The following is a 14,252-nucleotide window of genomic DNA, read 5'->3' on the forward strand; positions in this document are numbered from 1 at the left end:
GGATGACCCAGCCACTGTTGGAACTCAAGGGCATCACCCGCAGTTTCATGGCCGGCGAGCGTGAGTTCATTGCGCTCAAGGGCATCGACCTGACGATTCACGCCGGGGAAATGGTCGCGATCATCGGCGCCTCGGGCTCGGGTAAGTCCACCCTGATGAACATCCTCGGCGGCCTGGATTACGCCACGGCCGGCAGCTACAAGATCAATGGCATCGAAACCCGCTCATTGGGCGACGAGCAATTGGCCGAACTGCGCCGTGACTACTTCGGTTTTATCTTCCAGCGCTACCACTTGCTGGCGCACTTGAGCGCGTTGCACAACGTGGAGATGCCGGCGATCTATGCCGGTACGCCGGAGACCGCGCGCCATAGCCGTGCGCGGGAGCTGCTGGCCCGCCTGGGCTTGGCCAGCCACACCACCCATCGTCCCAGCCAGCTGTCGGGCGGGCAGCAGCAGCGGGTGAGTATCGCTCGGGCGTTGATGAACGGCGGTGAAGTGATCCTGGCCGACGAACCCACCGGCGCCCTCGACACCCACAGCGGCAAGGAGGTCATGCGTATCCTCGCTGAGCTGCACGCCGCCGGGCACACGGTGATTATCGTGACGCACGACCCCAAGGTCGCGGCGAACGCCCAGCGCATCGTCGAGGTGTGCGATGGCGAGATTGTCAGCGACAAGGCCAACGACAGTGTCGGCCTGGAGCTGCCCGGCGAAGCGCCCATCGAACCCAGGCGCAGTGGCGCCCGGCGTCTGGTGGCGAGCCTGGGGTTGTTCAAGGAAGCGTTCAACATGGCCTGGGTCGCGCTGGTGTCCCATCGCATGCGCACCTTGCTGACCATGCTCGGTATCGTCATCGGTATTACCTCGGTGGTGTCGATCTCGGCCATCGGCGAAGGCGCCAAGCGTTATGTGCTCAAGGACATTCAAGCGATCGGCAGCAACACCATCGATATCTTTTCCGGCACCAGTTTCGGTGACAGCCGCGCCTCGGCCATCGAGACGTTGATGCCCTCGGATGTCGACGCGTTGAACCAGCTGTATTACGTCGACAGTGCCACGCCGGTGGTGGGCCGCAACCTGTTGCTGCGCTTTGGCAATATCGACCTGGATGCGCAGGTCAACGGTGTGAGTGACCGCTATTTCAAGGTCAAGGGCCTGAAGCTCGAAGCCGGCATCGCCTTCAGCGAAAGCGACGCACGGCGCCAGGCCCAGGTGGTGGTGATCGACCACAACACCCGCCATCGCCTGTTCGGACCCAACGTCGACCCGCTGGGCCAGGTGATCCTGGTGGGCAACCTGCCGTGCACGGTGATCGGCGTAACGGCCGACAATAAAAACATGTTCGCCGCCAGCAAGGCATTGAATGTGTGGGTGCCCTATGAAACGGCGGCGGGGCGCCTGTTGGGTCAGCGCCATCTGGACAGTATCACCGTGCGCATCAAGGACGGTCAGCCAAGCAAGGTGGTGGAAGACAACGTCAACAAGCTGATGCTGCAACGTCACGGCACCAAGGATTTCTTCACCAACAACCTCGACAGCATCATGCAGACGGTGCAGAAAACCAGTCGCTCCCTGGCGCTGTTGCTGTCGTTGATCGCGGTGATTTCGCTGCTGGTGGGCGGTATCGGGGTGATGAACATCATGCTGGTGTCGGTGACCGAGCGTACCCGCGAGATCGGTATTCGCATGGCGGTAGGCGCCCGGCAATCGGACATTCGCCAGCAGTTCCTGGTGGAGGCGGTGATGGTGTGTTTGATCGGTGGGCTGATCGGAATCTCGTTGTCCTATGCCCTGGGCTTTTTGTTTTCAGTGTTCGTGAAGGAATGGGAGATGGTGTTTTCCCTGGGCTCGATTCTGACCGCGTTTGCCTGTTCGACATTGATCGGCATCGTGTTTGGCTTTGTGCCGGCGCGGAATGCGGCGCGGCTGGACCCGATCGAGGCCTTGGCGAGGGATTGAGTCCTGCTTGTCAATGAGAACCCAATGTGGGAGGGGGCTTGCCCCCGATTGCTGTGTATCAGCCACAATTCGGTTGCTGACCCACCGCCATCGGGGGCAAGCCCCCTCCCACATTTTGATCGGTGTGAGCTTAAAGCCCCGTACTTTCCTCGGTGGCATACATCCACCGCAACAACGAATGCCGCCCGCTGATCCCCAGCTTGATCGCCGCACGTTTGAGGTAACTCTCGATGGTGTTGACCTTCAATGCCAATTGCTCCGCCAGCTCCGGCGCCGTGCGCCCGGCCAGCAGGCCGACGCACACTTCGAGTTCACGGTTGGAGAGGGTCAGCCCCGATTGCACCAGGCGTTCCTCGATGCGCCGGCGCAGGGTTTCGAGGCCCTGGTTTTCCGGGGGCACCGGCTCGCTGTCCTGGCGGCAAGGCTGGATCGCGGCGATGTGTTTTTCGACCATGGGCAGCAGCAGGGTGGAGAAGTCCTGCAGCATGCTGCGCTCCTGCGGCGAGAAATTTTCGGACTGGTGTGAGCGATACACCGACAACACATAGCGCACGTCGTCGCGGCGGCGGGTGAGGTGCAATTGTGCGGCAGGTTGCTCTTCGCCCAAGGCTTCTACCGAGTCGGTGTAGACCGGGCTGATCTTGCGCCGGACCTGCCCTTCGGCACTCACCTGCAGTTGCGTGATATGGGTGGCGTCCACGGCCAGTTGGGTGAGGATCAGGTCATGCAGCATGCGCGGAAAATGGCGGCTGCCGGTGCTGGCGATGACCTTGCCAATATGCGGAAACAACTGTGAGTTCATCAATTCATCCATGAGGCGTGCAGGTATTCGGCCTTATAGCAGCGGGGATTAAGATGCAAGCCAATGCGAATAACCTACCGTGATAGTCCTTCCCGCCGGAACCTATGCTAGTACAGCCTGGCGGCGGGAAGGGGATCCAATCTTAAAAAATCGGATTTAAAGACTCACGAGCCTGGAAGGACGTTGCAGCGTGCGCGTGCATTTGGCCAGTGCCTGCTGTACATCCGCCAGCAGGTCGGCGATGTCTTCAAGCCCCACCGACAGGCGCACCAACCCCTCGCTGATGCCGTGTGCGGCCCGCTCTTCCGGGGTGTAGGTGGAGTGAGTCATGCTCGCCGGGTGCTGGGCCAGTGATTCGGCGTCGCCCAGGCTGACCGCGCGGGTAAACAGCTTGAGTGCATTCATGAAGCGCCGGCCGGTTTCGATCCCGCCCTTGAGTTCGAAGGCGATCATGCCACCGGGCATTTTCATCTGGCGTGTCGCCAGTTCGTATTGAGGGAAAGAACGCAGGCCCGGGTAAGTGACGCGCTCCACGGCCGAGTGCGCCTGCAAGGCTTCGGCCACCGCCTGGGCGTTGCTGCAGTGGCGGTCCATGCGCAGGGCCAGGGTCTTGAGGCCGCGCATCAACAGCGAGGCATCCTGGGGCGACATGACGGCGCCGGTCAGGTCCTTGAGGCCTTGCAGGCGAATACGCTGGGCCAGCGCCTGGCTGCTCACGGCAATGCCCGCGGTGATATCGCCGTGGCCGCTGAGGTACTTGGTGGCCGAATGCACCACCACATCGGCGCCCAGTTCCAGGGGGCGTTGCAGGTAGGGCGTGCAGTAGGTGTTGTCGACCACCACGGTGACATTGGGCTGGTGGTGGGCGAGGGTGGCGACGGCGGCGATATCCACCAGTTGCAGGTTGGGATTGGCCGGGGTTTCGCAGTAGATCATGCGCGTTGCGGGGCTGAGCGCGGCTTGCAGGGCCGCCAGGTCCGTGAGGTCGACATGCCGCACCTTGATGCCGAACTCGCCGATGCCGTGGTGCAGCAGGGCGAAGGTGCAACCGTACAGCGTCTGGCTGACGATCACCTCGTCGCCGGGGCGTAGCAGGGTCCAGAACGTCGCGGCAATCGCCCCCATCCCGGAACTGAAGGCCACCGCCGCCTCGCCGTTTTCCAGGGTCGCCATGCGCGACTCCAGCAGCGCCAGGGTCGGGTTGGAAATACGCGTATAGAAGTGGCCGCTGGCTTCGCCGGCAAAACAGGCGGCACCGTATTCGGCGGTGGGGAAGGCAAAGGTGGCCGACAGATAAATCGGCGGGACAAGCGCGCCGTGGTGGTCCTTGGGGTCGTAGCCGTGGTGGATGGCGCGGGTGGAAAAGCCGAATGCATTGTGTTTATTGTTCATGTCGGACGCTCCTTATTTCCTACAATGCTATGCTCATAACCAGAGATGAACTTTGCAATATTTGCCGGTAATCCCCGCGTCCCGGGATGAAAACCTCATAAAAATAACGAATAGAGGCATGTTATGCCCATTAGTCTGGATCGCACCGATAAAGCGCTTTTAAACGCGCTGCAAGGCAATGCCCGCCTCACGGTGGCTGAATTGGCCGACCGCGTCTCCCTCACGACCTCGCCCTGTTGGCGCCGGGTGCGCAACCTGGAGGAGAGCGGGGTGATCAGCGGGTACCAGGCGATTCTCTCGCCCAAGGCGCTGGGGTATGGGGTGACGGCGTTTGTCAGCATCATGATGGAGAGTCATACCCAGGAAATTGCCCGGGCATTCGAGCAGCGGTTGTTGGCGATTCCCGAAATCGTGGCGTGCCATAACGTGTCGGGGCGGTATGATTTTTTGTTGGAAGTGGTGGCGAGGGATCTGGAGTCGTTTGGGGAGTTTGCGCGGGAGGTGTTGCAGACGTTGCCTTGCGTCAAGGAGATTTATTCGAGTTTTTCCTATAAGTCGGTGAGGGGGTTGCGGGTGATTCCGGTGCCGGGGTGATGGGGTGATGGCGGGGTGGTGTCGTGTTGTGTACATATCCGTACCTTAGAGCCGACCGGATTGTATGGGCGGTACTCGGTCAAAGTGTGGGAGGGGGCAAGCCCCCTCCCACAGTTTGATCTTCATGTATCAGTTGAAGGGTGGTTTGCTCTGGCTCTGGCTTTTGATCTGCTTTTGATTTTGATGTTAGGCCCCCCAAATCACTGTCGGATTACGGGCACACCGAGCCTAGGCGAGGTGCCGAGTGTTGGGGCGAAGGCCTTTTGGTTACTTTTGGGCTCTTTTCAAAAGTGACCCGCCGTAAGGGCGAAACCAATATCCGCCATCACCCAAATAACGGATATGTACTCAGCACAACCCCCCCCAAACAGCACGTACATCCAATTTTCCCCACCCCATCCCCCCTCAAACTCCCTCATCGCTGAATCTTCACGGCAGAGGGACACCCCATGGACCCAACCACAAAACCAGGCCCCGACGAAGTCGTCACCCTGGTGGTCAAGCACCTCATCAAACCCGGCCTGGAGGCTGACTACGAAGCCTGGCTGCGCCGCATCGTCCGCATCGCCGGCGACCGCCCTGGCCACCTCGGTGTCGACGTGGTACGCGGCAAACAGGGCAACCTGGCGCTGTTTACCTGTGTGTTGCGCTACCGTTCCACCGATGACCTGCAAACCTGGCTCGACTCCCCCGAGCGCAAAACCCTGATCGCCGAAGCCGCGCCCATGCTTGCCGACGGTGACAACACCGAAATCGGCGCGGTGAACGAGTTCTGGTTCAACCCCGAAACCCCGAACGCCGCCAAGCCGCCGCGCTGGAAGCAGGCGGTGGTCACCCTGTGCGTGATCCTGCCGCTGACCCTGCTGGTGCCGATCGTGTGGGGCCCGGTGCTGCGCCTGCACCCGTTTCTCTCCAACTACGTGGTCGCCACGTTTCTGGTAACCGTGACCATCGTCGTGCTGGTGGTCTACCTGCTGATGCCGGCGGCCACCCGCCTGTTCGCTCCCTGGCTCGAAGCCTCTGTAAAGGAAACCCTATGAACGCCGACCTGATTCTGTTCAATGGCCAGTTCCACACCGTGGACCGTGAAAACCCGCGCGCCACGGCCGTCGCCATCCGTGAGGGGCGGTTTGTCGCCGTGGGCACCGACGGTGAAGCCATGGCCCTGCGCGGCAGTGCTACCCAGGTCATCGACCTCAAGGGCCGCACCGTCATCCCCGGCCTCAATGACTCGCACCTGCACCTGATCCGTGGCGGCTTGAACTACAACCTCGAGCTGCGCTGGGAAGGCGTGCCGTCCCTGGCCGATGCCCTGCGCATGCTCAAGGACCAGGCCGACCGCACGCCGACCCCGCAATGGGTGCGCGTGGTGGGGGGCTGGAACGAATTCCAGTTCGCCGAAAAACGCATGCCGACCCTGGAAGAGTTGAACCAGGCCGCGCCCGATACGCCGGTGTTCGTGCTGCACTTGTACGACCGCGCCTTGCTCAACCGCGCAGCGCTGCGTGTGGCCGGCTATACCAAGGACACGCCGAACCCGCCGGGTGGCGAGATCGTGCGTGACAGCAACGGCAACCCCACCGGCATGCTGGTGGCGCGGCCGAACGCGATGATTCTGTACTCGACCCTGGCCAAGGGCCCGAAACTGCCGTTGGAATACCAGGTCAACTCCACCCGCCAGTTCATGCGTGAACTCAATCGCCTGGGCCTCACCAGTGCCATCGACGCCGGCGGCGGCTTCCAGAACTACCCCGATGACTACGCAGTGATCGAGCAACTGGCCAAGGACCAACAGTTGACGGTGCGTATCGCCTACAACCTCTTCACCCAGAAGCCCAAGGAAGAACTCAGCGACTTCAAGAACTGGACCGGCAGCGTCACCCTGCACCAGGGCGACGATTACCTGCGCCACAACGGCGCTGGCGAAATGCTGGTGTTCTCGGCCGCCGACTTCGAAGATTTCCTCGAACCGCGTCCCGACCTGCCGCTGACCATGGAGCAGGAACTGGAGCCGGTGGTGCGCCACCTGGTTGAACAGCGCTGGCCGTTCCGTTTGCACGCCACCTATGACGAGTCCATCTCGCGCATGCTAGACGTGTTCGAGAAGGTCAACCGCGACATTCCGTTCAATGGCCTGCCGTGGTTTTTTGACCACGCCGAAACCATTACCCCGAGAAATATCGAGCGTGTACGTGCCCTGGGTGGCGGTATTGCGATCCAGGACCGCATGGCGTTCCAGGGCGAATATTTTGTCGAGCGCTACGGCGCCAAAGCCGCCGAAGCCACGCCACCGATCAAGCGCATGCTGGCCGAAGGCGTGCCGGTGGGCGCGGGCACCGATGCGACGCGGGTGTCGAGCTACAACCCGTGGACCTCGCTGTACTGGATGGTCAGCGGCCGCACCGTCGGTGGCCTGGAACTGCATGCCGAAGGCCTGTCGCGCCTGACCGCGCTGGAATTGTTCACCCACGGCAGCGCCTGGTTCTCGTCCGAGCAGGGCAAGAAGGGCCAGATCAAGGTCGGGCAGTTGGCGGACGTGGCGGCGCTGTCGGCGGACTTCTTCAGTGTTGATGAGGAAGCCATCAAGTGGATCGAGTCGGTCCTGACCGTGGTCGGCGGCAAGGTGGTCTACGGTGCCGGTGACTTCGAAGACTTCGCACCCCCGCGCGTGCCGGTACTGCCGGATTGGTCGCCGGTGGTCAAGGTGCCAGGGCACTGGCGCCCAGGCTCGCCGTTGCAGGCGCAGGTGCACCAGTGCAGCGGCCCGTGCGGCGTGCATGCCCACAGCCACGAAAAAGCCCGCCATTCCAGCGTGCCGGTCAGCGACTTCCAGGGTTTCTGGGGTGCATTCGGCTGCTCGTGTTTTGCGTTTTGATTACCCATCCCCCCGTAAGGAGTTGAACCATGGCTAGCCCTCGTTTGAACAAAGATGACGCCGTTGTACTGTTGGTCGACCACCAGACTGGCCTGATTTCCCTGGTGCAGGATTTCTCCCCCAACGAATTCAAGAACAACGTCCTGGCCTTGGCCGATGTGGCGAAGTTCTTCAACCTGCCGACCATCCTCACCACCAGCTTCGAAAGCGGTCCCAACGGCCCGCTGGTGCCAGAGCTCAAAGCCCTGTTCCCGGACGCGCCGTACATCGCCCGCCCTGGCCAGATCAATGCCTGGGACAACGAAGATTTCGTGAAGGCCGTCAAGGCGACTGGCCGCAAGCAGATCATCATTGCCGGCGTGGTGACGGACGTGTGCGTCGCGTTCCCGACCTTGTGCGCCCTGGAGGAAGGCTTTGAGGTGTTCGTGGTCACTGATGCGTCGGGCACCTTCAACGAAACCGTGCAACAAGCCGCCTGGGCGCGCATGACCGCCGCCGGTGCGCAACTGGTGAACTGGTTCGCCGTGGCTTGCGAACTGCAGCGCGACTGGCGCAACGACATGGAAGGCCTGGCCAACCTGCTGTCGCCACGCATCCCCAACTACCGCAACCTGATGAACAGCTACTCGGCGTTTACCAAGTAACTGCCTCTCAAGTCTGTAGGTGATCCCTGTGGGAGGGGCGGTGCGACGATTCGACTTGCCCCCGATAGCGGTGTGTCAGTCACACTGCCATCGGGGGCAAGTCGAATCGTCGCACCGCCCCTCCCACATTTGATTTGTGGTGTGGCGACATACCCGTTATAAAAAACACCAAATGTCCACCGAGAAGCGACAATGAACCCCTTCGAAGACATGCGCCTGTTCTGCCAAGTCATGGAATCCGGCAGCTTCACCGCCGCCGCCGAACAGTTGGGCCTGTCCAAGCAATTCGTCAGCCGCCGCCTGATCCAGCTGGAAGATCGCCTCGGCGTACGCCTGCTCAATCGCTCCACCCGCCGCCTGGATGTCACGCCACTCGGCCAGAGTTACTACGAATCCGCCTTGCGCCTGCTCAGTGAAGTCGAGCAAGTGGAGCAGGGCATCGCCGGCCAGAACAGCGAACCGCGCGGCACCATTCGCCTCAGCGCGCCGTTGTCGTTTGCCATGGCCCATCTGGGTTGCCTGTTGCCGTTGTTCCTGCAGCGTCATCCCCAGGTGGCGGTGGAGGTCGACTTGAGCGACCGCCCCGTGGACCTGATCGGCGAAGGCTACGACCTGGTCTTGCGCATCGGCACCCTGGAAGATTCCACCCTGATCGCTCGGCGTATCGCCAGCATCCCCCGGGTGTATTGCGCCAGCCCCGACTACCTGGCCTTGCGCGGCACCCCGCAGAAACCCGATGACCTCGCCGACCACGATTGCCTGCCCTACGGCCATGGCCGCCAGGTGCAGTGGCGCTTCAACGGCAAGTTGCAGGCGCTGAGCGTGAGTGGGCGCATGCGCGTGAACAATGGCGACTTGCTGCGCGATACCGCCATCGCCGGCCTGGGCGTGACCTACCTGCCGACCTTTATCGTCGGCGAGGCGTTGAAGGATGGCCGCCTGGTCACGGTGCTGGATGAGTTCGCCCCCGAAGACCTGACACTGTCGGCGGTGTACCCCCAGCACCGGCAAAGCTCGCGGCCGGTGCAGGCGCTGGTGGAGTTCCTGCGCGAACGCCTGGCTAGCGGCTGTTGAACAGCTGGCGGATCAGGTTGGGCGTACTGCCGGTCCAGCGCTTGAACGAACGGCGAAAGTTCGCCGCATCGTTGAAGTTCAGGTACGCCGCCACTTCATCATTGCTGTAGCCCTTGACCTGGTACAGGTGCAGCGCCACCTGCTTGCGCACGCGGTCCACCTGCTGCTGAAAGCCGGTGTCATGCTTGTGCAACTTGCGCTTGAGGGTCGCCGGGCTCATGGCGAAGGCCTGCGCGGCCTGTTCCAGGCTGGGCGGTTGCCGCACCTGTTCGCGCAGGTAGTCGTAGAGGCAGTCGAGAAAGCTGCTGGCAAAGCCCAGCTGTTCGATCTGTTCGCGGGCCTGCTGGCGTGCGACCTGGCCGGCGGTGGCCGAGGCGCCCGGCCACGCGCGGGTGAGGTACTCGCGGGGGATGCTCAGCATATCCAGCGGCCGTTCGAAGCGCGTCTCTTCGCCCAGGTGCACCCAATACTGCTCGATGTAGCGCGGTTCGGCATGACTGAAACAGCACACCCACGGCAAGCGCTCGCCACTGAGCCACTGGCTCATGGCAACCAGCGAGGTCATGCCGGCTTCCAGTAAAAACCGCCAATGCTCGCCGGCGCCGCAACTGTCCCGCCAGTACAGGTAGGCATGGTGCGCATCCAGTTCCAGGTGCAAGGTGACCAGCGGGCTGAGCAGCACCTGTTGCTGGATCAGGATCTCCAGGGCCTGGTGCAGGTTCTGCGCATGGCCCAGGGCATGGCTGGCCGCGCCGTAATAACCGGGCAGGAGTCGCTGGCCGAACAGAAAGCTGCTGTCGTCGGCGTCGAGCAATTTGCGACTGTTGCCGATCAACCCGAAAAACTGCTGCGGGCTCAACCGCGCCGTGCCGGCCAGGATGTCCTCGTGAAACAGTCCCGTGCCGCGCAGCAGGCGATGGCTGTCGATGTCCCGGGACAAGGCCAGGTCGATCAGCGTGGCGGGTTGGTAGTGCCCTGGTATGAAGCGGCTGTCGGCTTCATACCAGCTGGTTTTCACGGCCATCTCAGGCGCTTTTCGCCAGGGGTTGCTTGGCCCTGGCCAGGGCCAGGTTGAGGCGTTTGAGCAAGTCCTGGGGCGGCTCGTCCAAGGCCATGACCACGGCGGTGGTCGCTACCAGTTGCAGGCGTTCCCCGTGCAGCCGGGTCTTGTGTGCGAGGCCGTGCACCGCCTGCTGCAACTCCAGCGCCAGCTCCTTGGCCTGGCGCTCACCGGTGTTGGGCAGCAGCACCACAAAACGGTCGCCGGCCAGGCGGCACAGCAGGTCCTGGCGACGCAGGTTGAGCAACAGCAAATGGCTGAGGGCCTGCAACACCGCATCGCCTTCGGCATGCCCGTAGGCCTGGTTGATGGCGGCGAAGTGGTCCAGGTCCAGGGCCAGCAGGGACAGTGGTTGCTGCTGGGTCTGGCTGTCTTGCAGGCTGTCGGCCAACTGGCGCTTGAGGTATTCGGCGCCGGCCAGGGGTGTGAGTTTGTCGAACAGCCGATGCTCGCGGAACAACCGTTCGCGTTTCTCCATCTGTGCGCTGATCGCCAGTTGTTCGCGGTGCCAGTGGTAGATGCCGATGGTCAGCAGGATCATGCCCACCGGCATCGGCCCGGACTCCAGCCAGTGGTCCCAGGTGATGCTGTCGGGCAGGCGGATGAATTCGTCGAGGCTGTCGATCCACCAGGAGAAGAAGATGCATGACAGGCCCAGCGCCAGGTAGTTGGTCACGCGCCCGGCCGGACGGCTTTTCAGCACCAGCCCCAGCCAGACCAGGGCGAGCAGGGCGGAGCCGCCTTCACCGAAGATATCCAGCCACACCCACTCGCTGACGCTTTTCAACTCGCCGCAGGCCAGGTGCAGGATCAGCCCCAGGTTGGCCGCGATCAGCAGCAGGGAGAGTTTCCAGCGGTGGGGTTTGAGCACGGAAAACATGGCCGCGAGTCCTTGCAAGGTTCAGTCGTGGGCGCCAGCACAGCAGATGGATGTGACGGTTGCATGACGGTGGGGGAGGGTCGAATCAGCTCATCCCGTCGACAATGAAAAGCAGAAAATGTGGGAGGGGGCTTGCCCCCGATAGCGGTGCGTCAGTGAGAAACCAGGGGCTGACCCACCGCTATCGGGGGCAAGCCCCCTCCCACAGTTGATCTTCACAGGTCATTTCAGCTCATTCCAACCTAGGATCCTGCTCAAACCCCCGGTTTACGGGCCTTCCCACCACACCCTGTCACAGAACCGTCATCCCCCACCCCTAGCGTGCCCTCCCAGTTGCCGGGCCTCTTGCCTGGCGCCAACGGACTCTTGGGGAGGATTGCATGTACAAGCGCACCGGGCTCGTCAGCTTTACGCTTACTGCCTTGGCCCTGGCGATTGCCAGTGAGCGGCTCAATGCGGCCGAGGCGGCCAACACCGAGCACGTCGAAGTGGTCGGCCAGGCAGCGGCCATCGACCAGGCGCTCAAGGAGCAACGCAATTCCGACAGCATCAAGAGCGTGGTGCATGCCGACGGCGTGGCCCAGCTACCGGATGAAAACGTCGCCGAAGCGGCGCAGCGCTTACCGGGTATCAGCGTGGAGCGCGACCAGGGCGAAGGGCGCTTCGTCAGCGTGCGTGGCCTGGGCCCGGACCTTAACAGCGTGACCATCAACGGCACCCTGGTGCCTGCCCCGGAGAGCGCCCGCCGCGCCGTGGCCCTCGATGTGCTGCCCTCCGAACTGGTGCAGTCACTGTCGGTGATCAAGACCCTCACCCCGGACATGGACGCCAACTCCCTTGGCGGCACCGTCGATGTGCAAAGCCTGTCGGCCTTCGACCACAAGGGCCTGTTCTACACCGGCAGCACCGAGGCCAGCTACGACAAGAACACGAGCCAGACCAGCCCCAAATTCTCCGGCGCGGCCAGCAACCGTTTCAGCCTCGGCGACGGCGTCGACAACTTCGGCGTCGCCGCCGCGCTGAGCTGGCAGAAGCGCGACTTCGGCTCGGACAACGTCGAGACCGGCGGCGCCTGGGACTTCACCGACGGCGCCCGGCTCAACGAGTTCGAACAGCGTGACTACGACATCAGCCGCGAACGGGCCGGTGGCGGCCTGAACTTCGATTACAAGCCCGACGACTTCAGCAGCTACTACCTGCGCACTCTCTACAGCCGCTACAAAGACACCGAAACCCGCAACTCCACCAGCCTCGAATTCGCCGACCCGCAGGCCCCCGGCCAACTGGGCGATGCCGAGGGCAAGCGCAAGCTGAAGAACCGCGAAGAGACCCAGGAAATCCAGTCCTACGTATTCGGCGGCGAACGCATGCTCGGCCTGTGGACCCTGAGCGGCCAGGCCGGCTACAGCCAATCCAGCGAAGACAGCCCGGCGCACATCGCTGGTGCCACCTTTGACGGCGGCGACTTTGCCAACAGTGGTTTCCATGACAAGGACAAGCCACGCCCGATCATCGGCAGCGCCTTCTACGACGCGCGCAACTTCAGCCTCGACAAAGTCGACTGGGAAAAACAGAACACCCAGGACACCGAGAAAAACCTGCGCCTGGACCTGGCCCGCGACTACGACCTGAGCGGCTATGCGTCCCAGGTCAAATTTGGCGGCAAGGTCAGCCGCCGCAACAAGGACAACGACCTGGAGGCCTGGGTCTACAAAGACTTCGACACCCTCGGCTTCACTGCCGACCAGCTCAATCTCAGCCAGTTCCAGAAGGGCACTGTCGACTACCGCCTGGGCAGCTACGGCCCCGGCATCAGCCCCAGCGCGATCAAGCAGCTGATAGGCGGCCTCAACCCGGCGGACTTCTACGACGAGACCGAATCCCGGGTCAACGACTTCACCATTCGCGAAGACATCAACGCCGGCTACCTGATGAACACCGTCGACATCGACGACTGGCGCTTCATCGCTGGCCTGCGCTACGAAGGCACCGAGTTCGAAGCCAAGGGCACCGGCGCCACCGATGGCGTGTTCACCCCGACCGACACCCAGCGCCGCTATCACCATTGGCTGCCGGGCCTGCATGCGCGCTACCAGATCGACAAGAACACCCAGGTGCGCGCGGCCTGGACCAAGTCCGTGGTCCGCCCGACCTTTGGCCAGTTGGCGCCGGGTTTTGTGATCGATGATGACGAAGCCACCTTCGGCAACCCGGACCTCAAGCCCCTGGAATCGAGCAACCTGGACCTGGGCATCGAGCACTTCATGGGCCGCGCCGGCACCGTCTCGGCGTTCGTGTTCTACAAGGACATCAAGAACTTCGTCTACAACACCGATCTGGCCGGCACCGGCGCCTGGACCAACTTCGCCGAGGCCCACACCTACGCCAACGGCGACAGCGCCAGGCTCTACGGCCTGGAGCTGGCCTACTCACAGAAGTTCGACTGGCTGCCCGCGCCGTGGAACGGCCTGTTGATCGGCGCCAACACTACGTTCAGCCGCTCCAGCGCCGACATCGAAGGTTTCGACAGTGCCAGTGGTACGAACCGCAAGCGCCACATCAGCCTGCCCAACCAGTCCGACACTGTCGGCAACCTGATGCTCGGTTGGGAAGACGACACGCTCAGTCTGCGCCTGTCGGCCAACTACAAATCGGCCTACCTCTTTGAGCTGGCGTCGATCAACGACAAGGCCCACGACCTGCATGTGGACGCGCAGACCTTTGTCGACTTCAGCGCGCGCTACTCGCTGACCAAGAACCTGCAAGTCAGCTTCGAAGCGCAGAACCTCACCGATGAGTCGTACTTCGTCTACACCGGCCACCGCAGCTACAACGGCCAATACGAAGAGTACGGCCCGACCTACAAGCTGGGCCTGACCTTCACCCACTTCTAACCCACACCTCCATTCCAATGTGGGAGGGGGCTTGCCCCCGATGGCTGTGGCCCAGCTGGCATCTGTGTTGACTGAC

The 14,252-nt window shown here is 62.6% G+C and carries 11 protein-coding genes; 7 read left to right on the forward strand and 4 right to left on the reverse strand.

Translation table 11 applies throughout. The features are described 5' to 3' along the window. Nucleotides 1-2 precede the first annotated feature (2 nt). The gene (locus LUU92_RS11935; protein WP_092245708.1) at nt 3-1,961 is read left to right on the forward strand and encodes a MacB family efflux pump subunit; all 1,959 of its coding nucleotides are present in this window, start codon (nt 3-5) and stop codon (nt 1,959-1,961) included. A 130-nt stretch (nt 1,962-2,091) separates the two neighbouring features. Here the strand turns inward: LUU92_RS11935 and LUU92_RS11940 are convergent, their stop codons facing one another. Together LUU92_RS11940 and LUU92_RS11945 are read right to left on the reverse strand one after the other, a co-directional pair. Continuing rightward, nucleotides 2,092-2,763, reverse strand: coding sequence for a response regulator transcription factor (locus LUU92_RS11940; protein WP_257103675.1), 672 nt, complete (start codon nt 2,761-2,763; stop codon nt 2,092-2,094). Between the two features lie 156 nt (nt 2,764-2,919). Further along, complete coding sequence (locus LUU92_RS11945; protein WP_257103676.1) at nt 2,920-4,155, reverse strand: methionine gamma-lyase; 1,236 nt, start codon at nt 4,153-4,155, stop codon at nt 2,920-2,922. 123 nt (nt 4,156-4,278) lie between these two features. Here LUU92_RS11945 and LUU92_RS11950 point away from each other — a divergent pair, with 123 nt between their 5' ends. The 5 genes from LUU92_RS11950 (at nt 4,279) to LUU92_RS11970 (ending at nt 9,342) form a co-directional block, all read left to right on the forward strand. After that, nucleotides 4,279-4,749, forward strand: coding sequence for an Lrp/AsnC family transcriptional regulator (locus tag LUU92_RS11950; protein ID WP_071490032.1), 471 nt, complete (start codon nt 4,279-4,281; stop codon nt 4,747-4,749). A 449-nt stretch (nt 4,750-5,198) separates the two neighbouring features. Further along, nucleotides 5,199-5,789: an antibiotic biosynthesis monooxygenase gene (locus LUU92_RS11955; RefSeq protein WP_071490110.1), complete on the forward strand. Its 591-nt coding sequence runs from the start codon at nt 5,199-5,201 to the stop codon at nt 5,787-5,789. Then, nucleotides 5,786-7,624 (forward strand): amidohydrolase, encoded by a 1,839-nt coding sequence (locus tag LUU92_RS11960; protein WP_257103677.1) that lies wholly within the window; start codon nt 5,786-5,788, stop codon nt 7,622-7,624. Before LUU92_RS11955 ends, LUU92_RS11960 begins: the two co-directional genes overlap by 4 nt. A gap of 29 nt (nt 7,625-7,653) precedes the next feature. Beyond that, nucleotides 7,654-8,268, forward strand: coding sequence for an isochorismate family cysteine hydrolase YcaC (gene ycaC / locus LUU92_RS11965; protein WP_071490108.1), 615 nt, complete (start codon nt 7,654-7,656; stop codon nt 8,266-8,268). A gap of 192 nt (nt 8,269-8,460) precedes the next feature. Next, nucleotides 8,461-9,342, forward strand: coding sequence for a LysR family transcriptional regulator (locus tag LUU92_RS11970; RefSeq protein WP_257103678.1), 882 nt, complete (start codon nt 8,461-8,463; stop codon nt 9,340-9,342). Here LUU92_RS11970 and LUU92_RS11975 read toward each other — a convergent pair. Further along, on the reverse strand, nt 9,329-10,366 hold the full coding sequence (locus LUU92_RS11975) for an AraC family transcriptional regulator (protein WP_071490107.1): 1,038 nt from the start codon (nt 10,364-10,366) through the stop codon (nt 9,329-9,331). The two genes, LUU92_RS11970 and LUU92_RS11975, sit on opposite strands and share 14 nt — an antisense overlap. A gap of 1 nt (nt 10,367) precedes the next feature. After that, nucleotides 10,368-11,282, reverse strand: a complete 915-nt coding sequence (locus tag LUU92_RS11980) for a GGDEF domain-containing protein (protein ID WP_257103679.1) — start codon at nt 11,280-11,282, stop codon at nt 10,368-10,370. A gap of 380 nt (nt 11,283-11,662) precedes the next feature. Between LUU92_RS11980 and LUU92_RS11985 the strand changes: the two genes are divergently transcribed. After that, a complete protein-coding gene (locus LUU92_RS11985; RefSeq protein ID WP_257103680.1) occupies nt 11,663-14,176 on the forward strand; it encodes a TonB-dependent receptor in 2,514 nt (837 codons plus the stop codon). Nucleotides 14,177-14,252 lie beyond the last annotated feature (76 nt).

This window comes from Pseudomonas extremorientalis, from assembly GCF_024584605.1.
In the GTDB taxonomy this organism is placed as follows: Bacteria; Pseudomonadota; Gammaproteobacteria; order Pseudomonadales; family Pseudomonadaceae; genus Aquipseudomonas; species Aquipseudomonas extremorientalis.